This window comes from Euzebya tangerina (assembly GCF_003074135.1).
Lineage (GTDB): Bacteria > Actinomycetota > Nitriliruptoria > Euzebyales > Euzebyaceae > Euzebya > Euzebya tangerina.
In genome coordinates this window covers 39,496-65,401 of record NZ_PPDK01000003.1, presented here as the reverse complement: position 1 = coordinate 65,401, position 25,906 = coordinate 39,496, and the positions used below count along the sequence as shown (strand labels likewise).

At 68.4% G+C, this 25,906-nt stretch carries 27 protein-coding genes; 18 read left to right on the top strand and 9 right to left on the bottom strand.

Annotated features, from left to right (window positions below; all coding sequences use genetic code 11):
- Nucleotides 1-23: 23 nt before the first annotated feature.
- From C1746_RS18695 to atpC, 3 genes are read left to right on the top strand one after another with little or no spacing between them, the layout of a single operon-like run.
- On the top strand, nucleotides 24-908 hold the full coding sequence (locus C1746_RS18695) for a F0F1 ATP synthase subunit gamma (protein WP_116716292.1): 885 nt from the start codon (nucleotides 24-26) through the stop codon (nucleotides 906-908).
- A gap of 35 nt (nucleotides 909-943) precedes the next feature.
- Complete coding sequence (gene atpD, locus C1746_RS18690; RefSeq protein WP_116716291.1) at nucleotides 944-2,395, top strand: F0F1 ATP synthase subunit beta; 1,452 nt, start codon at nucleotides 944-946, stop codon at nucleotides 2,393-2,395.
- A gap of 2 nt (nucleotides 2,396-2,397) precedes the next feature.
- Nucleotides 2,398-2,694 (top strand): ATP synthase F1 subunit epsilon, encoded by a 297-nt coding sequence (atpC, locus tag C1746_RS18685; RefSeq protein WP_116716290.1) that lies wholly within the window; start codon nucleotides 2,398-2,400, stop codon nucleotides 2,692-2,694.
- A 6-nt stretch (nucleotides 2,695-2,700) separates the two neighbouring features.
- On the opposite strand, the gene C1746_RS18680 is transcribed toward atpC, so the two are convergent.
- The gene (locus C1746_RS18680; RefSeq protein WP_162867950.1) at nucleotides 2,701-3,129 is read right to left on the bottom strand and encodes a PPOX class F420-dependent oxidoreductase; all 429 of its coding nucleotides are present in this window, start codon (nucleotides 3,127-3,129) and stop codon (nucleotides 2,701-2,703) included.
- A 52-nt stretch (nucleotides 3,130-3,181) separates the two neighbouring features.
- On the opposite strand from C1746_RS18680, the gene C1746_RS18675 reads away from it, so the two are divergent.
- Nucleotides 3,182-5,260 carry a cell wall-binding repeat-containing protein gene (locus C1746_RS18675; RefSeq protein WP_162867949.1) on the top strand — a complete coding sequence of 693 codons (2,079 nt, stop codon included), beginning with the start codon at nucleotides 3,182-3,184 and terminating at the stop codon, nucleotides 5,258-5,260.
- Between the two features lie 46 nt (nucleotides 5,261-5,306).
- Here C1746_RS18675 and C1746_RS18670 read toward each other — a convergent pair whose 3' ends face one another.
- The gene (locus C1746_RS18670; RefSeq protein ID WP_116716288.1) at nucleotides 5,307-5,645 is read right to left on the bottom strand and encodes a putative quinol monooxygenase; all 339 of its coding nucleotides are present in this window, start codon (nucleotides 5,643-5,645) and stop codon (nucleotides 5,307-5,309) included.
- A 110-nt stretch (nucleotides 5,646-5,755) separates the two neighbouring features.
- Here C1746_RS18670 and C1746_RS18665 point away from each other — a divergent pair, with 110 nt between their 5' ends.
- Nucleotides 5,756-6,688: a GlxA family transcriptional regulator gene (locus C1746_RS18665; RefSeq protein ID WP_116716287.1), complete on the top strand. Its 933-nt coding sequence runs from the start codon at nucleotides 5,756-5,758 to the stop codon at nucleotides 6,686-6,688.
- 99 nt (nucleotides 6,689-6,787) lie between these two features.
- Complete coding sequence (locus C1746_RS18660) at nucleotides 6,788-8,095, top strand: hypothetical protein (RefSeq protein WP_162867948.1); 1,308 nt, start codon at nucleotides 6,788-6,790, stop codon at nucleotides 8,093-8,095.
- Nucleotides 8,096-8,191: 96 nt separating this feature from the next.
- On the opposite strand, the gene C1746_RS18655 is transcribed toward C1746_RS18660, so the two are convergent.
- The 3 genes from C1746_RS18655 to C1746_RS18645 form a co-directional block, all read right to left on the bottom strand.
- Entirely contained in the window at nucleotides 8,192-8,725 is a 534-nt protein-coding gene (locus tag C1746_RS18655; protein ID WP_162867947.1) for a dihydrofolate reductase family protein, read from the bottom strand.
- A gap of 293 nt (nucleotides 8,726-9,018) precedes the next feature.
- Nucleotides 9,019-9,321 carry a 4a-hydroxytetrahydrobiopterin dehydratase gene (locus C1746_RS18650; protein WP_162867946.1) on the bottom strand — a complete coding sequence of 101 codons (303 nt, stop codon included), beginning with the start codon at nucleotides 9,319-9,321 and terminating at the stop codon, nucleotides 9,019-9,021.
- Nucleotides 9,318-10,820: a low temperature requirement protein A gene (locus C1746_RS18645; RefSeq protein ID WP_116716283.1), complete on the bottom strand. Its 1,503-nt coding sequence runs from the start codon at nucleotides 10,818-10,820 to the stop codon at nucleotides 9,318-9,320. Before C1746_RS18645 ends, C1746_RS18650 begins: the two co-directional genes overlap by 4 nt.
- A 71-nt stretch (nucleotides 10,821-10,891) precedes the next feature.
- Between C1746_RS18645 and C1746_RS18640 the strand changes: the two genes are divergently transcribed.
- The gene (locus C1746_RS18640) at nucleotides 10,892-12,316 is read left to right on the top strand and encodes an aminotransferase class I/II-fold pyridoxal phosphate-dependent enzyme (protein WP_116716282.1); all 1,425 of its coding nucleotides are present in this window, start codon (nucleotides 10,892-10,894) and stop codon (nucleotides 12,314-12,316) included.
- Between the two features lie 126 nt (nucleotides 12,317-12,442).
- Here the strand turns inward: C1746_RS18640 and kynA are convergent, their stop codons facing one another.
- From kynA to C1746_RS18625, 3 genes are read right to left on the bottom strand one after another with little or no spacing between them, the layout of a single operon-like run.
- Entirely contained in the window at nucleotides 12,443-13,309 is an 867-nt protein-coding gene (gene kynA, locus C1746_RS18635) for a tryptophan 2,3-dioxygenase (RefSeq protein ID WP_205711994.1), read from the bottom strand.
- Nucleotides 13,306-14,508: a kynureninase gene (gene kynU / locus C1746_RS18630; protein WP_116716280.1), complete on the bottom strand. Its 1,203-nt coding sequence runs from the start codon at nucleotides 14,506-14,508 to the stop codon at nucleotides 13,306-13,308. The genes kynA and kynU overlap by 4 nt, the downstream gene beginning before the upstream one ends.
- Nucleotides 14,509-14,537: 29 nt before the next feature.
- On the bottom strand, nucleotides 14,538-14,993 hold the full coding sequence (locus C1746_RS18625; RefSeq protein WP_116716654.1) for a winged helix-turn-helix transcriptional regulator: 456 nt from the start codon (nucleotides 14,991-14,993) through the stop codon (nucleotides 14,538-14,540).
- 60 nt (nucleotides 14,994-15,053) lie between these two features.
- On the opposite strand from C1746_RS18625, the gene C1746_RS18620 reads away from it, so the two are divergent.
- The 7 genes from C1746_RS18620 to C1746_RS18590 all read left to right on the top strand — a co-directional run bounded on the left by C1746_RS18620 (nucleotide 15,054) and on the right by C1746_RS18590 (nucleotide 19,837).
- Complete coding sequence (locus C1746_RS18620) at nucleotides 15,054-15,821, top strand: alpha/beta fold hydrolase (protein ID WP_162867944.1); 768 nt, start codon at nucleotides 15,054-15,056, stop codon at nucleotides 15,819-15,821.
- A 58-nt stretch (nucleotides 15,822-15,879) separates the two neighbouring features.
- Complete coding sequence (locus C1746_RS18615) at nucleotides 15,880-16,131, top strand: antitoxin (RefSeq protein WP_116716278.1); 252 nt, start codon at nucleotides 15,880-15,882, stop codon at nucleotides 16,129-16,131.
- Nucleotides 16,128-16,523, top strand: a complete 396-nt coding sequence (locus C1746_RS18610; RefSeq protein ID WP_116716277.1) for a type II toxin-antitoxin system VapC family toxin — start codon at nucleotides 16,128-16,130, stop codon at nucleotides 16,521-16,523. Before C1746_RS18615 ends, C1746_RS18610 begins: the two co-directional genes overlap by 4 nt.
- A gap of 237 nt (nucleotides 16,524-16,760) precedes the next feature.
- Nucleotides 16,761-17,201: an ATP-binding protein DrrA1-3 family domain-containing protein gene (locus tag C1746_RS18605; protein WP_116716276.1), complete on the top strand. Its 441-nt coding sequence runs from the start codon at nucleotides 16,761-16,763 to the stop codon at nucleotides 17,199-17,201.
- Nucleotides 17,198-18,049, top strand: a complete 852-nt coding sequence (locus C1746_RS18600; protein ID WP_205711993.1) for an ABC transporter permease — start codon at nucleotides 17,198-17,200, stop codon at nucleotides 18,047-18,049. Before C1746_RS18605 ends, C1746_RS18600 begins: the two co-directional genes overlap by 4 nt.
- A 214-nt stretch (nucleotides 18,050-18,263) precedes the next feature.
- The gene (locus C1746_RS18595) at nucleotides 18,264-18,533 is read left to right on the top strand and encodes a YciI family protein (protein WP_205711992.1); all 270 of its coding nucleotides are present in this window, start codon (nucleotides 18,264-18,266) and stop codon (nucleotides 18,531-18,533) included.
- Nucleotides 18,530-19,837 carry an RNA polymerase sigma factor gene (locus C1746_RS18590; protein WP_116716275.1) on the top strand — a complete coding sequence of 436 codons (1,308 nt, stop codon included), beginning with the start codon at nucleotides 18,530-18,532 and terminating at the stop codon, nucleotides 19,835-19,837. Before C1746_RS18595 ends, C1746_RS18590 begins: the two co-directional genes overlap by 4 nt.
- Here C1746_RS18590 and C1746_RS18585 read toward each other — a convergent pair.
- Nucleotides 19,756-20,958 carry an epoxide hydrolase family protein gene (locus C1746_RS18585; protein ID WP_116716274.1) on the bottom strand — a complete coding sequence of 401 codons (1,203 nt, stop codon included), beginning with the start codon at nucleotides 20,956-20,958 and terminating at the stop codon, nucleotides 19,756-19,758. The two genes, C1746_RS18590 and C1746_RS18585, sit on opposite strands and share 82 nt — an antisense overlap.
- A 60-nt stretch (nucleotides 20,959-21,018) precedes the next feature.
- Here C1746_RS18585 and C1746_RS18580 point away from each other — a divergent pair, with 60 nt between their 5' ends.
- From C1746_RS18580 to C1746_RS22845, 4 genes are all read left to right on the top strand, one after another.
- A complete protein-coding gene (locus C1746_RS18580) occupies nucleotides 21,019-22,011 on the top strand; it encodes a helix-turn-helix transcriptional regulator (protein ID WP_116716273.1) in 993 nt (330 codons plus the stop codon).
- A gap of 5 nt (nucleotides 22,012-22,016) precedes the next feature.
- Nucleotides 22,017-22,508, top strand: coding sequence for an O-acetyl-ADP-ribose deacetylase (locus C1746_RS18575; protein WP_116716272.1), 492 nt, complete (start codon nucleotides 22,017-22,019; stop codon nucleotides 22,506-22,508).
- 164 nt (nucleotides 22,509-22,672) lie between these two features.
- Nucleotides 22,673-23,980, top strand: coding sequence for a DUF418 domain-containing protein (locus C1746_RS22620; RefSeq protein ID WP_162867943.1), 1,308 nt, complete (start codon nucleotides 22,673-22,675; stop codon nucleotides 23,978-23,980).
- Nucleotides 23,896-25,884 carry a sensor histidine kinase gene (locus C1746_RS22845; protein WP_240599070.1) on the top strand — a complete coding sequence of 663 codons (1,989 nt, stop codon included), beginning with the start codon at nucleotides 23,896-23,898 and terminating at the stop codon, nucleotides 25,882-25,884. Before C1746_RS22620 ends, C1746_RS22845 begins: the two co-directional genes overlap by 85 nt.
- Nucleotides 25,885-25,906 lie beyond the last annotated feature (22 nt).

Genomic DNA, 25,906 nt, shown 5'->3' with positions numbered 1-25,906 from the left:
CCTAGTCAGGACACACTCACCACATGCCAGGAGCAGCAGAACTCCGCACCCTCCGCCGGCGGATCAAGACCGTCAAGTCGACGCAGAAGATCACCCGGGCGATGGAGCTGATCGCGGCCAGCCGCATCGCCAAGGCGCGGCAGGCAGTGGAGTCCGCGCGCCCCTACGCCGAGGGTGTCAGCCGGGTCATCAAGGACCTGGCTGCCGTAGGTTCGATCTCGGGTCACCCGGTTCTCGAGGACCGCGAGGTGATCAAGACCGTTGCGGTCATCGTGATCACCTCCGACCGCGGTCTGGCCGGCGCCTACAACACCAACGCGCTGCGCATGGCCGAACGCCTGGTCGAGAGAGAGGAGCAGCAGGGTCGTACGGTCGAGGTGCACGCCGTCGGCAAGAAGGGCGAGGGGTACTTCCGGTACCGCCAGCGGCCGCCGGTCACCACCTGGGAAGGCGTCACCGACAAGCCCTCCTATGCCGATGCTCGCGCGGTGGCTGAGCCGATCGTCCAGCGCTTCATCGAGCGCGGGGTCGATTCCGTCTACATGGTCTACACCGACTTCAAGTCGGCGCTGAACCAGGTCCCGAGCACCGTCCAGATCCTGCCGGTCAACGCACGCATGTTCGAGGGCGGCGAGGGATTTGCGCCCGAGTTCATGATCGAGCCCGAGCCTGACCAGCTGCTCAACGCGCTGGTCCCCAAGTACGTCGAGCACCAGGTCTTCGCCGGCCTGCTCGAGTCGGCGGCGTCCGAGCACGCCAGCCGACAACGGGCGATGAAGGCCGCGACCGACAACGCCGGCGATGTCCTCGACCGGCTGACCATCCAAGCCAACCAGGCCCGCCAGGCCGCCATCACCACCGAGATCTCCGAGATCGTCGGCGGCGCCGAAGCGCTGTCGAACGGCTGATCCCGCAGCTCCCGCAGCACGAAGGACACACACCAATGAGCGACACCGCAACGAACGTCTCCTCAGCCGACGCAGCGACCTCCGAGGGTCGGATCCTGTCCGTCGTCGGACCGGTCATCGACGTGGAGTTCCCACCGGACCAGCTGCCGGAGATCAACAACGCGCTCAAGCTGGACGTCGAGCAGTTCGGCGAGAACCGCACCCTGACCGCCGAGGTCGCCCAGCACGTTGGTGACCGCGTCGTCCGCGCGATCATGATGCAGCCCACCGACGGTCTGTCCCGTGGCACCGTGGTGCGCAACACCGGTGAGGCCATCACCGTCCCGGTCGGGGAGGGTGTCCTCGGGCACGTCTACAACGTGCTGGGTGACCCGCTCGATGTCGACCCCAGCGAGATCGAGGCCGACACCCGGTGGGCGATCCACCGCGACTCCCCGCCGTTCGACGAGCTCGAGCCACAGGCCAAGATGTTCGAGACCGGCATCAAGGTCATCGACCTCATCCAGCCCTTCGTGGAGGGTGGGAAGATCGGTCTGTTCGGTGGTGCCGGCGTCGGCAAGACCGTGGTCATCCAGGAGATGATCCAGCGCGTGGCCGAGCAGCACGGTGGGTTCAGCGTGTTCGCCGGTGTGGGTGAGCGGACCCGTGAGGGAACCGACCTGCGCCTGGAGATGGAAGAGGCCGGCGTTCTGGAGAAGACCGCCCTCGTCTTCGGCCAGATGGATGAGCCCCCCGGCGTGCGTCTCCGCGTGGCCCTGTCGGCCCTGACGATGGCGGAGTACTTCCGCGACGTCGACAAGAAGGACGTCCTGCTCTTCATCGACAACATCTTCCGGTTCACCCAGGCAGGGTCCGAGGTGTCCACCCTGCTCGGTCGTATGCCCTCCGCCGTGGGGTACCAGCCCACGCTCGCGAACGAGATGGGTCAGCTCCAGGAGCGGATCACCTCGACCAAGGGTCACTCGGTGACCTCCATCCAGGCCGTCTACGTGCCCGCCGACGACATCACCGACCCGGCGCCGCACGCCACGTTCGCTCACCTGGACGCCCAGACCGTGCTGTCCCGCGCCATCTCGGAGTTGGGCATCTACCCGGCCGTGGACCCGCTGGACTCCTCCAGCCGGATCCTGGACCCGCAGACCGTGGGGCAGCGCCACTACGACGTGGCGACCCGAACCCAGGAGGTGCTGCAGCGTTACAAGGACCTGCAGGACATCATCGCCATCCTCGGTCTCGACGAGCTGACCGAGGAGGACAAGGTCACCGTCCAGCGTGCTCGGAAGGTCCAGCGCTTCTTCTCCCAGCCCTTCTACGTCGCCAAGCAGTTCACCGGTGTGGACGGCAAGACCGTGCCGATCGAGGAGACCGTCGAGTCCTTCGAGAAGCTGATTGACGGTGAGCTTGACGACATCCCGGAGCAGGCGTTCTTCAACGCCGGCGGGATCGACGACGTGCTGGCCAACGCCAAGAAGCTCTCCGAGGCGTAGAGGTGGACGCCAAGGTCGTCAGTCCCGACGAGGCCCTGTTCGAGGGTGAGGTGGTGTCCTGCTCCGCCCGCTCGACCGAGGGTGAGATCGGGATCCTTGAGGGGCATCAGCCCGCGCTGCTGCTGTTGGCCCCGGCGCCGCTCGAACTCCACCTTCCGGACGGGTCGGCCGTGACGTACCTCGTGCGCTCCGGCTTCCTCGAGTTCGCCGACGGTCAACTGACCGTGCTGGCCGACAAGGCCGAGCGGGTGGACGACAAGGACGCGGCGTTCGCCAAGCTGGAGGCTTCGCAGGCGTAGGCCTGCTCAGCCGTCGTCCAGCCGGTCGTCGAGGGTGATCTGGACGATAAGGTGCGTCTCCTCGCGATCCCCGGGGAGCAGGTCGCGGCCGCGGCGGAGCAGGCGCATGACCGTGCCCCGGAAGCCGTACTGACCGGTGATGGCCTGGACGGTCCGTGCCACGACGTCAGGGTCGGTTTCCAGCCGGGCAGTCCCGGTGAACCGTGGTGCTCCTGGGGCGATGTTGCCGCGGATGTCACAGGGTGCGACCTCAACCCGGCTGTCCTGGCGGAGCCGGCTGACCTTGTGCGTGTCGACCTTCGTCATCACGGCGTAGGAACCGTCTGAGCCGTGGACCCACACCGGTGTGGGGACGGGCGAGCCGTCCTGGCGGAAGGTGACCAGCAAAATGTAGTCCGCCTCGTCGATGGCGTCTGTATCACGGTCGGCGGCCATCGGTCTCAACTCTAGAAGTGAACCTGCCAGTCTCGCCAGGAGTTCTCGTGTCATGTCCCACGCTCGCGTTCTTGCCCTCGCGGCTCTCGTACTCGCCCTCATTGCTCCGGGCCCTGTTGGAGCGCAGTCCGAACAGGGTGACGCCGGTGTCGGGCCGATCGCCTACCTCACCGGCGCAGACCGGTTCGTCGACTACGTCCGGGGCTACCGTGCTCCGGGTCACCTGGTCGTCCTGGACCCGCCGTCAGGGCAGGAGTTCGTGCTGGCGGAGGACGCCGCCGGAGCCCTGTGGTCACCTGACGGACAGCGTCTTGCCTACCTCACCGATGACGGACTGTGGACCGTGGAGGCGGCGGAGGGAGCCCAGCCGCAACTGTGGGATGCCACGGTCGAGGGCTTTTTCGCCTGGCATCCGAACGGCCGATCCGTCGTCGCCCAGTCGCCCGACGGCATTCGAGCTGTTCGTGTGGACGGAACAGCAGACGCGGACGTAAGTCCCGCTGTCCAGATGACGCGACCTCCCGATGGCGCGGTGGACAGCACCCCCTCGTGGGGACCAGATGGTCGTCACCTCGTCTACCGCCGGACAGTGCAAGGGCAGGGCTCATCGCTCGAGGTCATCCCGGTGTCGATCGATCTTGCTCCAGGCCAGGCTCGTGTCCTCATGGACCGGTCGACCTGGGCACCGACCGGCGACATCGCGTGGACGCCGGACGGGCGGACGGTTCTGCTGGTCGCGGCACCCCGGGCGACTGGTTCGTCCCTGCCCTCTGGGATCGTGGCCGTCGACGTGAACGGCGGGCCCGTTCGTCAGGTCGCGGCGGACTCGACCGCCACGCATCCGGCGGTCTCTCCAGACGGGACCGAGGTGGCCTATCGCCGTGAGTGCCACGGGGATCCGTTCTCCTGTACCGCCGACGGGTTGGCTCGTGGCCCTGGCAGTGGCATCTGGGCGACCCACCTTGCGACAGGGGAGGAGCGCCGCATCGCCGAAACGCCTGGTGAGGAACGAACGCCGCAGTGGACGGCGGACGGACGGCATATCGTCTTCGAAGGCTTCAACCACGATTCCGGGTGCCACTGTCAGCCAGCCACGATCTGGACGGCTCCGGCAGACGCCTCGTCCCCGCCGGTCGCCGTGGCCGGCGTGGAGGCCGACGTCCGGCAGTTCCTGAACGGCCGGCTGGATCCGGTGCCAGCACCTGGCGCGACGCTCCGGGTGTCCGGTCCCACGCGGGTGGAGACGGCCGTCGAGGTGTCGCGGCGGGCGTTCGACCGCGCACCGGCGGTGCTCCTGGCCCGTGCAGATGGGTACGCCGATGCGCTGGCGGCGGCCGGACTGGCCGGCAGCCTCGGTGCACCGGTGCTGCTGACGCCGACGGCTGGGCTGCCCTCCACGGTGGCGAACGAGATCGTTCGGCTGGGGGCTGACCGGGTGGTGGTCCTGGGCGACCGGAGCGCGATCTCAGCGACCGTGGCCGAGCAACTGCAGGCACTCGATGTCGAGGTCGAACGGCTGGCGGGGACCACGCGCTATGGCACAGCTGCGGTGGTGGCGGCGCAGGTGGATGCCGACCACGCCTACATCGTCCAGGGTGCTGCCGCCGACCCGGCTCGTGGCTGGCCGGACGCCGTCGCCGTCTCCGGACTGGCCGCTCAGACCCGACAACCCATCCTGCTGGTCGAACGTGATCGGCTGCCCTCTGAGACGGCTCAGGCCATCCGTGACCGCAACATCCGTTCGGTCACGATCATCGGTGGGCCGCCGGCAGTGTCAGTGGAGGTCGAGGCGGAGATCGCGGATCTGGGCGTCGCCATCGAGCGGGTGGCTGGGGCGAACCGGTACGAGACCTCCGCTCGGGTCGCCGAGCAGGCGGTCGAGCTCGGTGCGGACCCTGACCAGGTGTGGGTCGCGATCGGCACCTTCTGGGCCGACAGCCTGACCGCAGGACCGGCGGCTGCCGCTGCAGGAGGATCGCTGCTCCTGGTGGACGGCCAGGACCTCGGTGCCTCTCCGGCGACCGCCACGGTGCTGGCCGCCGCCGCAGGTCCTGCGGTCACGCTGGTGGGTGGACCGGATGTGTTGGCCCCTTCCGTCGGCGTCGCCATCGAACGGCATGCAGCCCCGTAGTGCCGTTGGAGGTCCTCCGCGGTGCCCACGGCGACCGCTCGAGCTGTCAGACCGTCGAGGGCATGAACGCGACGACCTCGGTGGGAACGATGCTCACGTCATCCAGGAAGTTGGGGCCCTGCTCGCGCAGCCGCTCGGCGATGACGCCGTGGATGTGGGTCTGGCGGCCGTCGTCGTCGGTGAACGTGTCCAGGATGTAGAAGGTGTTCGGCCCCGACCTGACCACCATCCAGGTGAGGGTGTCGGGTTCGGCGACCGCGTCGGGGATGGCGTCCCTGAAGAAGGAGACCAGGTCATCTTCCCTACCGGGCCGCGCCGTCAGCTGGACCATGAGGCCGACCGTCGGTGCACCGTTCGGTTCGCTGTGCGTGTCACCGGTGGGCATCGGGTCCTCCGTTGGATGTGGTGTTCGTCGGGTGGTTGCACGACGCAGCGTAGAGACAGAAATCAGCGATCAGAGGTGTCCGGAACGACACGATTGCTACCATTTGCGACATGCGCGTTGATGTCGCAGTGGTCGACGGGGTCCTCGCGACCGGAGTCAGCTCAGTCGTGGATGTGTTCTCCACCGCCGAGTCCGTCCGCGGCGCCAGGAGGTCTCACGCGCCCCCGATCACGGTGACGTGTGTCGGCAGCGGCCAGTCAGTGGTCGCGAGCAACGGCATGACCATCCCCTGCACCGCTGGTTGGGACGGGCTCTCCTCGGCGGACGTCGTCGTCGTGCCCGGGTTCGGCATCGAACGCGAGCACGAGGTGGCCCCATTCCTGCGTCGCCCGGACGTGCTGGAGCTGGTCGACGCCCTCGGCGCGCTCGGGTCGTCGGAGGTCAACATCGCGGCCGCCTGTGCTGGGTCGTTCCTCGCGGCCGAAGCGGGACTCCTGGAGCATCGTCGGGCGACGACGACGTGGTGGCTCAGCCGTCTCTTCCGCGTGCGGTACCCACGCGTGGACCTCGCCATCGACGAGATGGTCGTCCGGGATGGTCCCGTGCTGACCGCGGGGGCCGCGTTCGGACATGTTGACCTCGCGCTGGCCATCGTTGCCTCGATCTCCGCGGAGCTGGCGACAACCGTGGGTCGATACCTGGCTGTCGACCAGCGCACCCGACAGGGTGACTTCATCGAGTTGGCTCATCTGACTGCCGGAGACTCGCTGGTGGCGGCCTTCGACCGGTTGGTCGTCCAGTCCCTGGCACGGTCTCCAGGGGTCAACGATCTTGCTGGCGAGCTCGGCACCACACGCCGCACCTTGGAGCGGCGAGTGCAGGCCGCAACCGGGCTTACGCCGCTCGGGTTGATCCGTCGCAGGCGGGCTGGGCGGGCGCGTGACCTCTTGGCCGAGACGGAGTGGAGCACGTCGCGGGTGGCGGCCGAGGTCGGGTATCGAAACGCCTCGACCTTGCGCCGTCTGTTGCGAGTTCACGGGTGAGGAGGCCCCGGCGGGCCTAGGCAGGGTTGGGCCCGCCGACGGCCGAGATTGGGGTCCACGGGCCCTGGAGTACCGATCGTGCGGGCAGATAGTGAAGCCATGAGACGATGTGCACGTGCGGACCATGGTCAGACCACGCTCGAGTTCCTGGGGATTCTGACGGTAATCGTCGCGATGGTGACCGCCATCGCGACCAGCGACATCGCAGCGCATCTCGCCACGACGTTCGGTGATCTTGCCTGCCGGATCACGACACATGACGCCTGTGTGCCTGGGGAGGTGGCGGACAGCGGGGGCTCCCCCCACGGGCCCTCAGCTCCTGGTGCTGTGCCGGCGGAGGACACCCGGCCTCCGCTCCTGCTCTTCGCGCGACCGACGTCGGAGTGCACGAATGCGGCGTGCCACGAGCCGGGGCCGGGGTCACCTCCCCGCCCGCCGGGTGATCGGCCGGTCCCGCCACCCCCGGTTTTTCCGCCGGTGCCGGACACGGGCTTCCCGACCGGGCCAGGTCCCGGCAACCAGGAGCCGCCTGAGCCGCCGCTCGGCCGACCGGATCCGGTTCAGTACGAGCTCGAGTTGCAGATCAACGACGCATTCGAGGCCGGTGTCGAGGGGACCATCGACGCTCTCGACGACGGGGATGATCGTCCACCCGCGCCTGGCTCGCAGGCCGAACAGGCTCATCAGGATCTGGAGGGCCAGGGCTTCGAGGAGCGACCTGACCAGCCTGGTGTCTTCGACGGCCCCGATGGGCAGGTCGCCTCGGTGTCGCAGACGGATGAGGGAACGACCACAACCGTGGTGGAGCCGGACGGCGTCGTCACGGACAAGCCAGAGACGATCACCACGACCAGCGTCGGGCCCGACGGGACCGTTGTGGAGACGACGGTGACGGTGGACTACAACGACTACGACGGCTCGGTCCTGCAGACGACGGTCAACCAGACCATCGACGGAGAGCCGCAACCGACACAGACGTATCCGGCCCCGGACGCACCACGACCGGAGAGCGACGATGACCAACCGGGTGATGATGGCGACGACCCGTTCGACGGTCCCGATCCGTTCGATGTCGACCCGGACAACGATGACGACGGCATCCCCGACACCATCGACCAGACACCGGACGGACCATACGACGATGACGATCCGGACAACGACGACGACGGCATCCCGGACTACATCGACAGCGACCCGGAGACGCCCTTCGACGACGACGATGGACCGGCCACGAACGACTCGGACTCGGACGACTCTGACGACTCCGACTCTGACGACTCTGACGACTCGGATTACGACGACTCTGAGGACTCTGATTCTGACGACTCGGATGGCGACGGCTCAGACGACTCGGATGACGGCGATGATGATGACGACGATGAGCCGACGCAGAACCCTCACCCCTGAGTCCACCTGACCGACCAAGGGTGTCGCGCACCTGCCTGACCAGGATCAGGTGAACAGCGCCCGGCCACCTCCAGGACCGGGCGCAAGGTGGACGCCCTACGGGGCGATGAGTTCGTAGCTCGATGTTCGGATGCCGGTCGCCGCGTGAACCTCGCTCCCGGTGTGCCGGGCGTGCCGGACCGCGCCACCTGGCCGCAGCAGTGGGATGCCGGCACGGAGGAGGACCGGGTTGTGCTTGAGCACGATCTCGTCGATGAGGCCGGCCTCCAGCAGCGTGGTGGCCAGTTGGCTGCCGCCGCAGAGCCAGATCGGCCCGCCAGCCTCCTGCTTCATCCGGGTGACCTCGGCAACCGGATCAGCGGTCAGGCGGACCGCCGGATCGGGGGAGTCGACCATGGTCGTGGAGACCAGCACCTTGTCCACGTCGAGGAACGGGTACGGGTTGGTCACGCCCTGGTCGGCACCGACCTCCCAGGTCGACCGGCCCATCACGATCGCATCGAAGCGGTTGAGGGATTGGAGGAACTGGGCGGCGAAGTCGTCGTCGAAGGGAAAGTCGGAGAAATCGCCGTCGGGTCGGGCGATGTAGCCGTCGAGGCTGACGGCGACGGTGTAGGAGAGGGTTCGCATGGGGGTCTCGCTTTCGTCGTGTGTGGGATGCACGCGCCAGCGGACGCTCGCCGACCCCACGGGGCCGCGTCGTCGGACCAGATCGCTTGGACCTGTTCCCTGAGACGACACGGCACACAACGCCGGTCGAGACACCCGCACAGCCACGTCGTGGCCCCGCCATGCGATCCGGTCGCCCGAACGGCGACGCTGAACCATCGGCGTGGAAGGCCGGAGTGGTGACGGGTGCTAGATCATTGCCGGGTCACCGTAGCACGGTGAGGCCCCACGGCACTGGTCACGGGCTCGGTCAGTCAATCGACCTCAATGGTCAATTGGGCCGCGACGGAGGAGATCTCCCCGGCCAGGTCGACGTCGAGCTGGGTCAACCCACCCGCGTCGTGTGTGGTCAACCGCACTATCACCGACGGGTAGCCCAACTCGACATCCGGGTGGTGGTTGGCCTGCTCCGCCAGGGGTGCGATGGCATTGATCAACTCCACGCCCTTGAGGAACGAGCCGGTTGCGAACGTGGCCTGCAGCTGGTTGTCCGCGGCGGTCCAGCCCTCGGGGGCGGCAGCGCCGGCCTCCTCCTCGGTCATCGTGGCTCTGCTCATGATGTCTCCTGTTCGGCGGGTGTGGTGGTGCGCCGCGACCAATCCTCGAACACGGCGTCGTGGTCGAAACAGTAGGCCCAGTCATCATCGCGCTCCGCGCTCTTGATGATCGGATGATCCAGGTGCTCCGCGTGCGCTCGAGCATGTTGGCCGGGTGAGCTGTCACAGCACCCGGTGACGCCGCAGACCAGGCACTGGCGAAGCTCGACCCAGGCATCGCCCTTCTCCTCGCAGATCGTGCACACCGGCTCGCCGGCGAGCGGGTCCTCAGCCAGCAACAGGTCCTCACAGGCGTCGCCTGCCGTTGCGAGTTCCGCGTCCATGGTGCGTCTGATGGCCTTGTCGACCTTCTCGGCCACGATCACCTCCGCGGCGATCTGGACCAGCACGATCGCCGTTATCACACCGATCACCAGCGCGGCCGGCCCGGTGCCGAGCACCAACGGGACCGCGATCACGAGCGCCGCTCCAGCGAGTCGGGTCAGCGCCCGCTGGCGGCTGCCGACGGCGATGTGGGGACTGATCGTCACCCAGTCCAGCACGGCCGCTGCGATCAGGACGCCGGCGATGGATCCGACCAGCAACCAGACGTAATTCGCGGAGATGTCGCTGCCGAGCGAGTCCACCACGACGACCTTCTTCACGCCGACCCCCAAGGCAGTCAGTGCCATGGTCAAGGGCAGGTGGGCGTAGGCCCAGGTGAGGGCGCCGAATCGATACGTCGGGCGGATCGAGGAGTCCGCGATGTCGTCGAAGTAGGTCCACCACAGCGCGACGCTGAGGACCATTCCCATCGCACCCAGCACCTGACTGGTCACGCTGACACCCGTCTCGGACAGCTCGGTGAGGACCTTCACGAAGCTCTCGCCGAGCACGATGATGGTGAACAGTGCGTATCGTTCGCGGAAGTGCTCCGGGTGGGTGGGTGGCGGATCCGTCTTCTTCAGCGCCACGGCCGGAGCCGTCAACTCAACAGCCAGTGCTGCGCCCCAGACGACGTACCGCCACGGCTCCGGGACGGTGAGGGACAGCAGCCAGATCACCAGACTGGAACTGAACACCCGGATGTAGAGGCGTGAGAGGCCGGCCGAGGAGGGGATCTGCCGAGCGACCCGGGCGTACATCGCAAGGAGTGGCAGACGGGCGACGACGTAGGCGATGACGAGCCACGACGACCGGTTCTCCAAAGGTGCGACGGCGACCAGCGCCAAGTTGCCGACCGTGAACATCTGCGCGAAGACCAGCGCGCGATGGACCCCGTCGTCCACCGCAAACCGGTTCATGAAGGATGTCGTCCCGACCCACGTCCACCACAGCAGCACGAACATGCCGACAAACGCCAGCAAGCCGCCCCAACTGACGTCGTCGGACAATCCGTTGCCGAGCTGGATCAGCGCCGCGACGTAGATGAGGTCGAAGTACAGCTCCAACCACGACGCCTCGCCGGCATGGTCGACGCGGTGGCGGAGGATGAGCGGTTGCCGCTTCGTCAGGGCCATGGTCTTGATTCTTACATCTGGCGCAACCCCTCCGAATCCGTCCGGGCACGGCGAGCATCTACATTGCCGCCATGACGCCTGAGGAGTTCCGGAGCCACGGCAAGGATCTGATCGACTGGATCGCCGACTACTGGGACAGCGTCGGCCAGCGGCCGATCACGCCTGACATCACCCCGGGAGAGATCCGCGCGCTCCTGCCCGACCGGGCGCCGGAGCAGCCCGAGCCGTTCGACGCCGTCGTCGCCGACCTCGACCGTGTCGTCATGCCCGGACTCACGCACTGGCAGCATCCCGGGTGGTTCGCCTACTTCCCGGCGCAGGCCTCGTTCCCGGCGATCCTCGGTGAGCTGGCCGCCGCGGGGCTGGGACAGCAGGGGATGATGTGGTCCACCTCACCCGCAACCACCGAAGTCGAGGCACACGTCCTGGACTGGCTGGTCGACCTGCTCGGGTTGCCGCAGACCTGGAAGACGACCAGCACGGGCGGCGGCGCGCTGCAGATGAGCGCATCGGACTCCACCCACACGGCCCTCGTCGTCGCCCGTGAGCAGGCCGCACGGCGCGGCACTCCGATCGCGGAGATGGTGGTCTACACCTCGACCCAGGCGCACTCCTCGGTCGAGAAGGGCGCACGGGTGGCGGCGCTCCCGACGGTTCGGCTCGTCGACACCACCCCGGGCACCCACGCGATGTCCGCGGAGGCGTTCGAGGCCGCGGTCGAGAAGGACCTGGCCGCCGGGCTCACCCCGGTCGTGGTCTGCCCCAGCGTCGGCACCACCGGCACCACCGCGGTTGATCCGGTCCGCGACATCGCGACGGTGGCCAGGAGCCACGACATGTGGGTCCACGTCGACGCCGCCTACGCCGGCAGTGCGATGATCTGTCCCGAGTTCCGTCATCACCAGGACGGGCTCGAGCTGGTTGACTCCTACACCGTCAATCCGCACAAGTGGTTGCAGACCAACTTCGACTGCTCGGTCTTGTGGGTGGCTGACCGGCGGCCGTTGATCGAGACGATGTCGATCCTGCCGCCCTACCTGGTGGAGCAGGCCGCCTCCGGTGAGGGCGGTGCGGCGATCGACTACCGCGACTGGCACGTCCCGCTGGGCCGTCGGTTCCGGGCGCTCAAGCTCTGGTGGGTCCTTCGAAGCATCGGTGTCGAGGGGCTGAGGCGGCAGATCCGCGACCACTGCGAGTGGGCCGTCTGGCTGGCGAACCGGGTGGCGGATCACCCCGACCTCGAGCTGGTCGCCCCGACCCCGTTCGCCCTGGTCAGCTTCGCGCATCGCGGAGGGGACGAGGCCACCCAGGCCCTCGCCGACGCGGTGGTCGCGACCAGGGTCAACTACCTGGCGACCTCGGTGATCGACGGTCGTCGGTTCATCCGGGTCTCGATCGGCTCGACGACGACGCGGCGCGAGCACGTCGAGTCCCTCTGGGCGGTCATCGATGCAAGCTCCGGTAGCACGGCTGGCCGGGCTAGCCTTGGACCGTGATGATTCGTCGGCAGGGGCCGGTCAAGCGGCGCACACCTGGCAGGCAGCGTGGGCACGGGCGCCGATGGTGGCGACGGCTCATCGATGCTGTGGTCGACTTCGTGACGTTGCCGTTCTGAGGCGCCGTCACAGCGCCGCGCGCACCTCCCACAGCTCGTCGAACAGCACCACGTCCAAGCGACGCTTTAGGTACTGCACACCCGAGGTGCCACCGGTCCCCGTCTTGGACCCGATGATGCGCTCGACCGTTGTGACGTGGTTGAAGCGCCAGCGGCGGAAGTAGTCCTCCAGGTCGACCAGCTTCTCACCCAGCTCGTACACCGACCAGTGGGCCTGGGGGTCGGCGTACACGGCCTGCCAGGCCGCCAGCACCGCCGGGTCGCTGGACCGTGCCACCGTCCGGTCGGCCGACAGAACTTCCTCGGGGAGGTCGAAGCCGGCGTCGGACAGCACCTGGAGGGTGACGTCGTAGAGGCTGTCTGCGTGCAGGCGTCGCTCGAGCTCGGCGAGGACTGCAGGGTCGTGCTGATGGGCCCGCAGCATCTCGCGGTCCTTGTTGCCGCAGAGGAACTCGATCGCTCGGTACTGGTAGCTCTGGAAGCCCGAGGAGACACCCAGCTCATCCCGGAACCGTGCGTACTCCGACGGGGTCATCGTCCGCAGGACGTCCCAGGCGTTCTTGAGCTGTTCGAAGATCCGCGCCACGCGGGTGAGCATCTTGAAGGAGGGGCGGAGGCGACCCGCCGCGATCTCCACGATGGCCGCGTCCAGTTCGTGGATGGCCAGCTTCATCCACAGCTCCGAGGTCTGGTGCTGGATGATGAACAGCAACTCGTCATGGGCGTCGGTCAGCGGGTGGGCAGCCGAGAGGACCGGCGGCAGCCCCAGGTAGTCGCCGTAGGACATGGCGCTGGCGAAGTCCGTGTGGGCGTCGGCGGCATCGTGGGCGGCTGGGTCGGTAGACCGATCGTCTGCGTCCTCGACGTCGCTCACGTCACTGCCGCCCGCACCTTGAACGCGGCCCGGTCCCAGCGTCGCTCGTCCAGCACGGTGCGAAGCCGCTCGACCGCCTCCTCGACCTCGGCCAGACCCAGGTACAGCGGCGTGAACCCGAACCGCATGACGTCGGGGGCCCGGAAGTCACCGATGACATCGTCTGCGATCAGTGCCTGGACGACGGCGTAGGCGGCCGGGTGGGCGAAGGACACCTGGCTGCCCCGTCGGGCCGGATCTCGCGGGGTGACCAGCTGCAGATCATGGTCGCCGCACCGGTCCTCGACGCCCTCGATGAAGGCCGTCGTCAGCCCGACGGACGCCTCACGGACCGCCGCCATCTCGATGCCGTCCCAGACGTCGAGGGCGGCATCGAGCGCGCTGAGCGCCAGCACCGGAGGAGTCCCCACGCGCAGGCGCTCCACCCCCTCCGCGGGCTGGTAGTCCAGGTCGAAGGCGAAGGGGCTCGCGTGGCCCATCCAGCCGCTCAGCAACGGGGTCATCGTCGCGGCGTGCTGCGGAGCGGCGTAGGCGAAGCCGGGCGAGCCGGGACCACCGTTCAGGTACTTGTAGGTGCAGCCGACGGCGAAGTCGACGTCGTCGCCGGTCAGGTCGACCGGGACGGCACCAGCCGAGTGCGCCAGATCCCAGAGGCTCAGCGCACCGGCAGCGTGGGTGGCCGCCGTCACCGAGGGCATGTCGTGCATCCGTCCCGTGCGGTAGTCGACGTGGGTGAGCATGACCACGGCCAGGTCGTCTCCGGCATCGGTGATCGCCGCCTCCACCTCCTCCGGTGCCACGATCCGCAGCTCGTGGCCGGTCTTGCGTGCCCCCAGCAGCCCCTGGGCCATGTACAGGTCGGTGGGGAAGTTGCCCGAGTCGCTGAGCACCACCCGCCGCTGCGGCCGGAGATCGACCGCTGCGGAGAGGACCTTGGCGACGTTGAGTGAGGTTGAGTCGGTCACCATCACTGTGCCTAACCCGGCGCCGATCAGTCGGGCGATCCGGTCACCAACACGGCCCGGCATGCCGATCCAGCTGTGGTCGTTCCAGCCGCGGATGAGCGAGGCTCCCCACTCGGTCTGGATCACCTCGGCCATGCGCTGCGAAACCCCACGGGGAAGCGGGCCCAGCGAGTTCCCGTCCAGATAGATCAGATCGTCGGCCAACTCGAACCGGTCCCGGGCCAACGCCTCCATCGAGCGGATCGTAGCCGAGGTCAATGCCCTCAGGATCCCGCTGCGAGCAGATGACGCCGTCTCAGATCGTCCATGAAGGCTGCCATCGCGCTTTGACCCCCAGCCTCAAGCGTCTGGGCCGGTTCGGCCAAGGCGGGGTCCGCCGGGAGCCACGTCGATGCCCAGACGCCGACCGCCACCAGCGGCGGGACCAACTGGATCGACGCCTCGGTCAGCCGATAGTGGACCCTCTGCTTGTGGCGGGTATCATCGTGCTTGCTCAACAGGCCAGACGCGGTCAGTTTGTCGAGCCGCGCCGACAAGACGTTCGAGGCGATGCCCTCTTCGCAGCCGGCAAGCAACTCCCGGAACCCACTCCGGTCCGCGAACATGACGTCACGGATCACAACCAGACTCCAGCGGTCCCCGATCAACTCGGAGAACAGGTTGATCGGACAGCCCGATCGAGGCTCGTTAGCAAGCTGCAGAGAAACTGATTGCGACATGCAATCAGTGTACGGTACGGTGCAGACCGATCCCATTTAACAATCGGTTTGGAGGTCGTTGTGAGCAAGGCTGATTCGATCGGGCCGCAGCTCGTGCTCGTACCTGGTGCGTGGATGGGTTCCTGGATCTGGGACGAAACCGTCGCCCGGCTCAGGGTCGCGCGGGTTGGCGTGACCTCCGTCACGCTCCAGGGACTGGCCCACGACCTCCATGACGACGAGCGATCCTCCGTGACACTCCTCGACCACGTGCGACAACTCATGGACGTCGTTGTTGCCGACGGGCGAAGTGTCGTCTTGGTCGGGCACTCCTACTCCGGACTGGTGGTTGGCCAGGTCGCCGACCAGCTGGGCGAGTTGGTGCGTCGTTCCGTGCACGTCTCGTCCTTCCTACCCCGCGACGGTCGCTCGCTGATCGATGACTGGGGCCCCGATGAGCAAGCCCGTGAACAGGAGCGACAGGACATCCTGGCAGGCGACCTGCTCTGGGCACCCCCTCCACCCGGGGCGCTCGAGCACGAGGCTGCACTCTCCAGCCAGCAGCGACGGTGGCTGTCGCAGCGGTTCGTGCCTCATCCTGGTCGGACCGTCCTGGACCCGGCCGCGATGTCCGCCCCCATCACGGCCCAAGACGTCACGTTCGTCGCCTCGAGTGCCCCCGGGTCAGATCCGAGTGATGATCTCCCACCGGAGGTCGTCGACGGCCTCCCCGATGGCTGGGACGTCCGGACGATGAACGGCGGCCACTGGCCGATGCTGAGCGACCCCGATGGTCTGGCGCAGATCCTGATCGACTCGGCGACCCGTTCGGCCAACGCTGGAGCTTGATGACCCATGTCGAGTCGTTGGAGAGCAACCGCGTCCTGCAGCATGATATGCTGATGCTATGAGTACGCGCCTCCAGGTCGTGGTGTCGGAGCAGGAGCTGGCAGAGATGAAGGCCGTTGCCCGCAGCGCTCGGATGACTCTGTCGGAGTGGGTCCGCCAGGCGTTGCGTGAAGCGAGGGACGCAGGGCCTGCCGGACCGGACCGTCATGAGCTCGAGCGAGTGCTCGCGACGGCGGCCGGCCATGCGTTCCCGGCCCCCGACATCGGGCAGATCAACGCCGAGATCGAAGCCGGCTACCTCGAACGGTGATCCTGGTCGACAGCAACATCCCGATGTACCTCGTCGGCGCGGACGAGGCGCGCAAGTCCGCAGCGGCAGACGCAGTCCGACAAGCGGCCGCGGAAGGCCACGAGTTGGTCACCGATGCCGAGGTGTACCAAGAGATCCTGCATCGCTACCGGGCGATCCGACGGGACGATGCCATCGGACCGTGCACCGCCGTCCTGGACGGCCTGGTCAATCGGGTTCACCCGATCGACCGCGACACGGTCCGCGCCGCGACGTCGGTGCTTCGTGCGAACGCGGGTCTATCAGCCCGTGATGCGGTGCACATCGCCGTGATGCGCCATCATGACATCGGTGAGATCCTGAGCTTCGATCAGGGCTTTGGTCGGGTGCCGGGCGTGCGCCGCCGACCCTGACCGTCCTGGACGGCCGTGTCAGCGGTACCCGACGCCGGGATACCAACCCGCGGTGCTCGAGCACATCGATCACCGTGGTCAGGAGGGGGTGGACCGACAAGACTCGGCGAGCCAGCCCATCGCCGACCCACGAGAGTTGTCCAGGGGCAGCTTCAGGAGCGCGCCGAACTGCTGCGCCGTCAGGTCGTCGGCCTCCGCGGCCTGGATCCGGCCTCCCGCCGGTCGCTCTGGTCGGTGATGCGCGAGATCGTTTCGGATGGCACGACGCTGCTGCTCACCACGCAGTACCTGGAGGAGGCCGACGCGCTGGCGGATGAGATCCTCGTCATCGACCACGGTCGGGAGTTGGCACGCGGGACCGCCGACTCGTTGAAGAGCCGTGTCGGCGGTGAGCGGATCGAGTTGACGGTGTCCGATCCGAACCAAGGTCCGATTGCCGTTGACCTCGTGCGACCGTACGCCGTCGGGGAGGTCACCCTGGACGCGCCAAAGGGGGCCGTCTCCTTCCCGGTGGACGCCGATGCCGACCCGCTCCCAGCAACCGTCCGAGCTCTGGATGAGGCCGGTGTGCGACTGGCGGAGATGTCGCTGCGGCGAGCCTCGCTGGACGACGTGTTCCTCGCCCTCACCGGGCGGACCACCGAGGGCTCGGCCGAGCAGATGAAGGAGGCCACGTGACCGCGACGACCATCGAGCCCCCGACACCTGACATCCCCCGCTCCGGCGTGGTCGGGGGGTTGGTTGACGCCTGGGTGATCATGGGCCGCAACCTGCGCTTCTACGCCCGGCAACCGCAGATCGCGGTCTTCGTCATCATCCAACCGGTCATGTTCGTCCTGCTGTTCCGCTACGTCTTCGGTGGATCGATTCCAACTCCGGGTGTCGACTACGTGCAGTACCTGATGCCGGGCATCATCGTGCAGTCGATCGCCTTCTCGGTGGTCGGGACCGGGGTCGGGATCGCCCAGGACCTCAAGGCCGGCATGATGGATCGCTTCCGCTCGCTGCCGATGGCCAGATCGGCCGTCCTCGGTGGTCGGGTGCTGGCCGACACCGCCGTCTCACTGGTCACGCTGGTCGTGATGCTCGCCGTCGCCTACCTGGTTGGCTTCCGAATCACCACCTCGGCCGTCCAGGCGGTGGCAGCGCTGCTGTTGCTGCTGGCCTTCACCATGTCCTTCGCGTGGGTGGCGGCGTGGATCGGCCTGACCCTGCGCGAGCCGGAGGCAGTGCAGTCGGCGGGCTTCGTGTGGCTGTTCCCGGTCGCCTTCGCCTCGAGCATCTTCGTGCTGCCGGCCACCATGCCGTCGTGGTTGCAGGCCTTCGCGACGCACAACCCACTGTCGCGCCTGGCCAACGCCGCTCGGTCCCTCACCATCGGCGGCTACCCGTGTGGACCGACGCTTGAGCAGACCACGCTGTGCACCGGCGTGGCCGAGGACGCGCTCTGGTCACTGGCCTGGGCCGGGGCCCTGGTCTCGATCTTCCTCCCCCTGTCCGCCCGTGGATGGCAGCGACTGGACTGACCTGTGGCGGTCGCGTGGCTCCAGATGGACGCTGACGATTTCCAGGGTGTTGGATCGTCATCGTGGTGGAGGCGCAACCTGCGCACCACGACAACACAGGAGACGACCCATGCGCTACAGCCTGCTCATGCACCACCGGACGCCGGAGCCGGGAGAACTCGACGACGAACTCATCACGCAGACCCAGGAAGCGTTCGGCCGGTAAGGCCGGGCGTTGGCCGAAGCCGGAGTCGTCGTGGCCGGTTTGGTCCTGCAGGCCCCGACCGCGTCCACAGTCGTCTCGCGCCGTACCGGATCGCTCGAGGTCCAGGATGGACCCTTCGCCGAGACCCATGAAGCCCTTGCCGGTGTCTTCGTGGTCGATGTGACCGATCTGGACAGCGCCATCAGCGGGGCGGAGCGCTGCCCGGGCGCGGAGTTCGGCAGCATCGAGGTACGGCCCGCCGCAACGTCCCTGGTCGACGGAGGCTGGGTCCGCGCGTGACGGCTGCCCCGTCCGCTGCAGTTGCCGCCGAGCGGGCGGCCCGCGACAGCTACGGGCGACTGCTCGCGCTGCTGGCAGCTGGAACGGGAGACATCCAGCAGGCCGAGGATGCCCTTGGCGACGCGCTGGAACGTGCGCTGCGGCGCTGGCCCACTGACGGGGTCCCCGACTGCCCCGACGCGTGGCTCTTGGTAACGGCCCGCAATCGGCAGCGTGACGCGTGGCGATCAGCCGAGACTCAGCGGACGGTCGCCTTGGACGTTGTCGGACCATGGATCGACATCGACGCGCAAGCGAACCTGGATCGGAGCCCGAACCGTCGACTGGAACTGCTGTTCGTCTGTGCGCATCCCGCTATCGCAGCCACTGCGCGCAGTCCACTGATGCTTAACACGGTCCTTGGCTTCACTGCAGCCGTGATCGCCGGAGCGTGGGTGATTCCGACTCGAACCATGGCGACCCGACTCGTCCGGGCGAAGCGGCGGATCAAACAGGCTGGCATCCCGTTCCGAGCGCCGGACGCCGACGAGATCGAGGTTCGCATGGCGACGGTGCTCGAGGCGGTGTACGCCGCCAACACCATCGAGTGGGGGACTGCTGCCCCCGAGGCCAGACAGTTGCCGACGGAGGCCCAACACCTCGCCGAGGTGCTGGCGACCCTCGCCCCGGAGGACCCAGAGGTGCGTGGCCTCGCCGCCTTGGTGGCCCTGTCGGCCGCGCGACGATCCGCTCGGTGGGACGCCGCCGGTGGCTTCGTGGCCCTCGCAGACCAGGATCCTACCTCGTGGTCGGCAGATCTGATCCAGCAGGGCCACCGTCACCTGCGCGCCGCCCACCGAAAGCGAAGCCTCGGCCGGATGCAGTTGGAGGCTGCGATCCAGGCCCTTCACTGCGCTCGCCGGGCGGGGGGGCCGCCCGACTGGCCCACTCTCCTCGGGCTCCACGAGGACCTGCACGCCATCGCGCCGAGCCTGGCCAGTCAGGTGGCGTTGGCTGCCACCCGAGCCGAGGTGCAGGGGCCGGAGGTGGGCCTTGCGGCCCTTGACGATCTGCCGGAGAAGGCCAGCCGGTACCAGCCGGCCTGGGTGACCCGGGCGACCCTCCTCCGCCGGCTGGATGACCAGGAGGGCGCGGACGAGGCGTTCGCACGGGCCATCGCTCTCACACACGATCGGGCGCCCGGGATCACCTCGTCCGCCAGCGCGGAGCACGTGCGTGATGATCAGGTGAGCGGTCGCAGCTCGCGGAAGAAGGTGCGAACGTCGTCCACGAAGACATCCGGGACTTCCATGGCTGCGAAGTGACCGCCGACGTCGATGTCGCTCCAGTGGGTGATCGTGGGATTGGACCCCTCGGCGTAGCGGCGGATGGCGATGTCCTCGGCGAACACGGCAACGCCCAGCGGCACCGCACCTGCCTCACCGTCGCTGGCCTGATCGGCGTCGGCCTCCTCCCAACCGCTGTGGGCGTCCTCGTAGTAGGCGGCCGCCGAGGTGCCGCCGGTGTTCGTCAGCCAGTACAGCGTCACATGGGTCAGCAACGTGTCGCGCTCGATGGCCGCCTCCGGCAGGTCAGGTGCGGGGTGGGTCCAGGCTTGGAACTTCTCGATCATCCAGGCCAACTGCGCGACCGGTGAGTCGGCGAGGCCGTAGGACAACGTCTGCGGCTTGGTGTTCTGGAGGTGGAAGTAGCCCATGCCCTCGTCGGTCCAGCGTGCGAGTCGGTCCAGTCGTGCACGCTCCACCTCCGAGAGGGTGGCGCGTTCGTCGTCATCCACCGGCCCCCACGGGATGAACCCGTAGGTCGCTGCGTTGACGTGTGCGCCGACCACCCGGTCCGGGGCGGCCCGGCCGACAGCCGGAGCGATGAAGGCACCGAAGTCCCCGCCCTGCGTGCCGTAGTGGTCGTAGCCCAACCGGTCCATCAGGACCGCGTAGGCCGCGGCCATCCGATCGCTGGTCCATCCCGGCGTGGTCGGGGCGGGGGAGAACCCGAACCCCGGCATGGACGGGATCACCACGTCGAATGCGTCGGCCGGATTGCCGCCGTGGGACGCGGGATCGGTGAGCGGACCGATGACGTCGAGGAACTCGAGGAACGACCCCGGCCAGCCGTGGGTGAGCAGGAGCGGTAAGGCGTCCGGCTGATCGGAGCGGACGTGGACGAAGTGGATCGGCTGCGCCTCCACGGTGGTCGTGAAGTGCGGGAGCGCTGCGACCCGGGCCTCGTGGACGCGCCAGTCGTAGCCCGTGCGCCAGTACTCGGCGAGCTCGCGGAGGTAGGGCACGGGGACACCACGATCCCAGCCGTCCCCGGCGAGGGGCGTGGGCCAACGAGTCCGAGCCAGCCGGTCGGTCAGGTCGTCGAGGGCGGAGTCCGCGATGTCGATGGTGAATGGGGCGATGGAGTTGGGTTCTGTGTTCATGACGACAGCATCGAGATCATTGCGGCCAGATGCCGGCCGCAATGATGCGATGATGGTCGCGTGCCGGCCGACCCCACCGAACGAGCGCTGCGACTCCTGTCGCTCCTCCAGGCGCGCCGACATCGCACCGGTGCCGAGCTGACGTCGGCACTCGGCATCAGCGAGCGGACACTCCGGCGTGATGTGGACCGGCTCCGGGGCCTCGGGTATCCGGTCGTCTCCACCACCGGGGCAGCCGGTGGGTACCGCCTGGCCGCGGGGTCCTCCCTGCCGCCGCTGCTGCTGGACGATGACGAGGTCGTGGCGGTCGTCGTCGCTGTCCGCCTGTCCGCGCAGACGGCTGTCGCGGGGATCGAGGACATCGCTCCTGCCGCCCTGATCAAGCTGGAGCAGCTCCTGCCCGCCCGGCTGCGGCGTCGGGTCGATGCCCTCGGGGCGGTGACCGCCGGGCCGCTGTGGCACGACCCGTCAGCCGTGCCGGTCGATGTCGACCTGCTCTCGGTGTTGGCGCTGGCCAGCCGTGACGCGGAACGAGTGCGGTTCCGATACCGCCGCGCCGACGGCGCGATCGCGCGCCGGGACGTCGAGCCCCACGGGTTGGCCGCGATCGATCGCCGCTGGTACCTGGCCGCCTGGGATCTCGGCCGGTCTGCGTGGCGGACCTTCCGCCTCGACCGGATCGACCAGGTGCAGCCGCAGGGCCAGCGGTTCGTCCGTCGTCAGATGCCGGGCGGGGACGCCGCCGCGCTCGTCGAGCGTTCCATCGCCCGGATGCCTACTCCGCACGACATCGTCGTCGAGGTGGATGCCAGCCGGGCGGCCATCCAACAGGTCGTGAGCTGGGCTGAGATCGACGTCGTCCAGGAGGACCCAGGTGGGACCTGGACGCGCGTCCGGTTGCGCGAGGGCTCAGGGGACTGGCTTGCGCTCCAGCTCGCCGTCCTGGCCACGGTCGGTGAGGTGCGGCTGCAGGCCACAGCGTCCCAGAGCAGCATCGACGCGATCCGCAGGCTGTCGACTCGGCTGGCGGCGTCCGTCGGCGCCCTAGGCTGAGCGACATGAAGATCGAGGTCGTGCAGGGCGACATCACCACCCTCCAGGTCGATGCGATCGTCAACGCCGCCAACAGCTCGCTGCTGGGCGGCGGGGGCGTGGACGGCGCCATCCACCGGGCAGCCGGGCCGGACCTCCTCGCCGAGTGCCGGCTGCTGGGTGGCTGCGAGACGGGGGACGCGAAGGCAACCGGGGGCCACGACCTGCCAGCCGACCACGTCATCCACACCGTCGGACCCGTCTGGCGAGGCGGTGACGACGGGGAGCCTGAGTTGCTGTCCCGCTGCTACCGCCGCTCCCTGGAAGTGGCTGATGAGATCGGGGCACGCACGATCGCGTTTCCGGCCATCTCGACCGGCGTCTACGGCTACCCGAAGGACCAGGCCGCCCACGTCGCCATCGATACCCTGCGGGCTACCGACACCCGTGTCGACCGCGTGATTCTCTGCGCGTTCGACGCGGAGACGGCGGAGGGGTACACCGCCCTCCTGACCTGACCCGACCGCCTCAGGTTCCCCGCCGGACGGTCAGGTTCCCCACCGCGCGGTCAGGTTCCCCGCCGGACGGTCAGGTTCCCCACCGGGTCACCCGACCGCATCCGAACGTCAACAAACGGTCACGAGCGGAACGGCGGGGCGACACCCGCGTCAAGATGGTGGCGATGACCGCCCTGATCCCGACGTCGGCCGCCGCCACCCCGGCCACCAGTCGACGGATCACCGGGATCGACATGGCGCGGGCACTGGCCATCCTCGGCATGGTGATGGTCCACTTCGGACCGTTCAGCGCGCCGATCGACACGGTCGGCACGATGCTGTACCGCTTCAGCTACGGCCGGGCGTCCGTGCTGTTCGTCATGCTCGCCGGTGTCGGCATCAGCATGCTGTTCCGGACTCGAACGACCGACCAAGCCTGGCTGCAGGTGGTGTGGCGCGCGATCGTCTTCTTCCCCCTCGGCATGTTCCTCCAGGGCCTGGACACCCCCGTCGCCGTGATCCTGCAGTTCTACGCGGCGTACTACCTGGTGGGGGGCCTCGGGGCCATGCTGCCGACGCGGGTGCTGGCGGGGCTGACCGTGCTGTGGGCGGTACTCGGCCCGGTCCTGTTCACGGCGTTGGCCGACCCGTCACTGGCTGGCCGCGGGACCGCCACGGTCCTGACCGACCCGATCTCGGTCGTCTCCGACCTGGCGTGGAGTGGGTTCTACCCCCTGGTGACGTGGACGCCCCCACTGCTGGTCGGCCTCCTGATCGGTCGAGCCGACCTCCGCGACACCGCCACGCGGGTTGTGCTGGCGGTCGGCGGTGCGGGCGTGGCGGGCTTGGCCTACGGCGGTGCCGAGGTGGCCCGATCCAGCATCACGACGGCCGCGAACCAGGAGTGGCTGATCACCGAGGGGCACACGGGGACCCCGCTCAACGTCATCGGCGCGACCGCGGTCGCCGTGGCGGTCCTCGGCACCTGCCTGCTGCTGGCGGGCTGGCTGCCGCGGATCTGCTGGCCGCTGGTCGCCACCGGCCAGATGGCCCTGACGGTCTACGTCGGGCACCTCTTCCTGCTGGACTGGGCGCCCACCCTGTTCGAGGCGCGCTCCTCCTACGGCGAGGCCACGCTGAAGGTCGGCCGCTTCTACGTCGTGGCCGTGCTGTTCTGTGTCCTATGGCGCCACTGGTTCGCGCGTGGCCCCCTCGAGTATCTCCTCGGGCTACCCTTCTCACGGCGCACGCGTACGCGTGATGCCGGCCCGGCCGGGACAGGACCGCTCCATGGAGCACCCCCAGGACAGGGCCCGAGCCACCACACCACGCCGCAGACACCGACGACCGTCCAGGGAGAGGATCGATGGCAACCGGTCACACGCCCGCCGTCAGGGACGCCGCCGCCATCATCGAGACCTGCCCCGAGGCCTTCGTCGCCGTCGGCCCCGACCTCATCGTCCGCGTCTGGAACGAGGCCGCCGTCCAGCTGACGGGCTACACCAAGGAGCAGGCGATCGGCGGGCCCATCCCGACGCTCACCCCCGCCCAGATCGAGGGGATGGAGCGCTGGCTGGAGGACTGGGACTACTGGGCCTACAGCGTCCCCGTCATCCGTCCCGCACTCCACGCCGATGGGCGCCTGCGCCAGGTGCTGGTGAGCGAGGTGGTCCGCCTGGACGGGGCGCAGGAGGAGGGCCCCGGGCTGGGCATGTTCTTCCGGCAGGTCCGCCCCAGCGACATCCACACGCACGCCCGCAACGTCTTCTCGGGCCGGCTGGCTGCCAGTGTCCGGGTTGACGACGTCCTCGAGGCGCTGGACGCGGTGGTCGCGGACCTCTTCCCCGGCCATCGTGGCTTCTTCGTGCGGGGCTCGGCTGTCGGCTGGGAGGGGTGGCTCTCGGTCGGCGACTATCACGAGGTGGCGCAGAACCTGACCGTGGCCTCCCCGCAGGTGCTCGACTTCGTCGTGGACACCGGGGTGTGCGTCGACACGATGATCACGGTTGCCGGCCGCGAGTTGGACGCACTGGCCGTGCCAAGCGGTCCCACGAAGGCGAGGACCGTCCTGCTCCTCGCCCGTGACACCGAACTCGACGACCCCGATGAGGAGCAGTGGATCAGCGAGATCGACCACGAACTCGTCATGGCGCTCGCCAGTGAGGCGTGGGCCACCCTCGGCCGCGTGGAGGCTGTCGACGAACTGGAGGGCAAGGTCGAGATCCTCGAGGCGATCGCCGGCGTCGCCCAGACCGCCGGGCTGGACACGCAGGCCGTTGCAGATCACCTGGTCCGTCACACCTCCGTCGCCTTGTCCTGCGAGCGGGCCGCCCTGTACCTGTGGAACGACGACGGCAGTGATCTGGAGTTGGCGTCCTTCCACGCCACCGACATGCCACTGCCGCTCAGCGAGAAGGACCACAAGGCCGGCGTGTCGGCCGCCCATGACATGTTCGACTCGATCACGCCCTTCCTGACGCAGGACACCCGCACCTGTCCGTGGCTCGACGGTCCGTGGGATCACGACCGCGGCGCTCTCGCCGTCTACGCGATGCCACTGGGCATCGGCGACCAGAAGGTCGGTGTGCTCGTCGTGGCCCACACCACGGCGAACCCGCGCGGGTTCACCAGCCTCTGCACCCAGGTCGGAGAGGCCGTGTCCCGTCAGGCCTCGCTGGCACTGGCCAATGCCCAGCTGTTCAGCAAGCAGGAGGAGGCGACCGAGCGGTTCAAGCGCATGGACCGGCAGCGGGCCGACTGGATCGCCGGTGTCGTCCACGACCTGCGGTCACCGATGACGGCCATCAGCGGGTTCGTGGACACCATCATCCAGCGGGGGGACACCCTTCCGCCGGACAAGCGCGACGAGGCGCTCGACGCCATCAGCCGGCAGTCGACGCGGGTCAACCGCATGCTCGACGACATGATGGACTCGGCGATGGCCGAGGCGGGGGTCCTCAGTCCGGAACGGCAGGTGCCGCTGGTCTTGGCCGACGCCATCTCCGACGCGGTGGTCGTCGCGGCTCCCGATGATCAACATCGGATCTCGGTGGAGGCGAACCCGGACATCGAGGTGCTCGGGGATCTCGGGCAGATCACCCGCGTGGTCCAGAACCTGCTGGTCAACGCACTCCATCACACGCCCGCCGACACCGACGTGCGCATCACCCTGGCCGAGGAGGGCGACAACGCCGTTCTGAACGTCACCGACCGCGGTCCGGGGTTCCCCGAGGACGTCGACCCGTTCAGCCGGTTCGGACGGGGGAGCGGTGGTGGCACGGGACTGGGCCTGTACACCGTCAAGCGCATCGTCGAGCTGCACCGGGGGAGCATCGCCGTGCACGCCGCCGCCGGCGGGGGAACAACGCTCTCCGTGACCCTGCCCCTGCGACCCTAGGCGACACCCGCCTCCGCCCGTC

Bases quoted from the DNA above. Each gene is read 5' to 3' on its own strand.
- C1746_RS18695 (WP_116716292.1), top strand. From the start codon at position 24: ATGCCAGGAGCAGCAGAACTCCGCACCCTCCGCCGGCGGATCAAGACC.
- atpD (WP_116716291.1), top strand. From the start codon at position 944: ATGAGCGACACCGCAACGAACGTCTCCTCAGCCGACGCAGCGACCTCC.
- C1746_RS18680 (WP_162867950.1), bottom strand. From the start codon at position 3,129: ATGGCCGCCGACCGTGATACAGACGCCATCGACGAGGCGGACTACATT.
- C1746_RS18675 (WP_162867949.1), top strand. From the start codon at position 3,182: ATGTCCCACGCTCGCGTTCTTGCCCTCGCGGCTCTCGTACTCGCCCTC.
- C1746_RS18670 (WP_116716288.1), bottom strand. From the start codon at position 5,645: ATGCCCACCGGTGACACGCACAGCGAACCGAACGGTGCACCGACGGTC.
- C1746_RS18665 (WP_116716287.1), top strand. From the start codon at position 5,756: ATGCGCGTTGATGTCGCAGTGGTCGACGGGGTCCTCGCGACCGGAGTC.
- C1746_RS18660 (WP_162867948.1), top strand. From the start codon at position 6,788: ATGAGACGATGTGCACGTGCGGACCATGGTCAGACCACGCTCGAGTTC.
- C1746_RS18655 (WP_162867947.1), bottom strand. From the start codon at position 8,725: ATGCGAACCCTCTCCTACACCGTCGCCGTCAGCCTCGACGGCTACATC.
- C1746_RS18650 (WP_162867946.1), bottom strand. From the start codon at position 9,321: ATGAGCAGAGCCACGATGACCGAGGAGGAGGCCGGCGCTGCCGCCCCC.
- C1746_RS18645 (WP_116716283.1), bottom strand. From the start codon at position 10,820: ATGGCCCTGACGAAGCGGCAACCGCTCATCCTCCGCCACCGCGTCGAC.
- C1746_RS18640 (WP_116716282.1), top strand. From the start codon at position 10,892: ATGACGCCTGAGGAGTTCCGGAGCCACGGCAAGGATCTGATCGACTGG.
- kynU (WP_116716280.1), bottom strand. From the start codon at position 14,508: ATGGAGGCGTTGGCCCGGGACCGGTTCGAGTTGGCCGACGATCTGATC.
- C1746_RS18625 (WP_116716654.1), bottom strand. From the start codon at position 14,993: ATGTCGCAATCAGTTTCTCTGCAGCTTGCTAACGAGCCTCGATCGGGC.
- C1746_RS18615 (WP_116716278.1), top strand. From the start codon at position 15,880: ATGAGTACGCGCCTCCAGGTCGTGGTGTCGGAGCAGGAGCTGGCAGAG.
- C1746_RS18605 (WP_116716276.1), top strand. From the start codon at position 16,761: ATGCGCGAGATCGTTTCGGATGGCACGACGCTGCTGCTCACCACGCAG.
- C1746_RS18585 (WP_116716274.1), bottom strand. From the start codon at position 20,958: ATGAACACAGAACCCAACTCCATCGCCCCATTCACCATCGACATCGCG.
- C1746_RS18575 (WP_116716272.1), top strand. From the start codon at position 22,017: ATGAAGATCGAGGTCGTGCAGGGCGACATCACCACCCTCCAGGTCGAT.
- C1746_RS22620 (WP_162867943.1), top strand. From the start codon at position 22,673: ATGACCGCCCTGATCCCGACGTCGGCCGCCGCCACCCCGGCCACCAGT.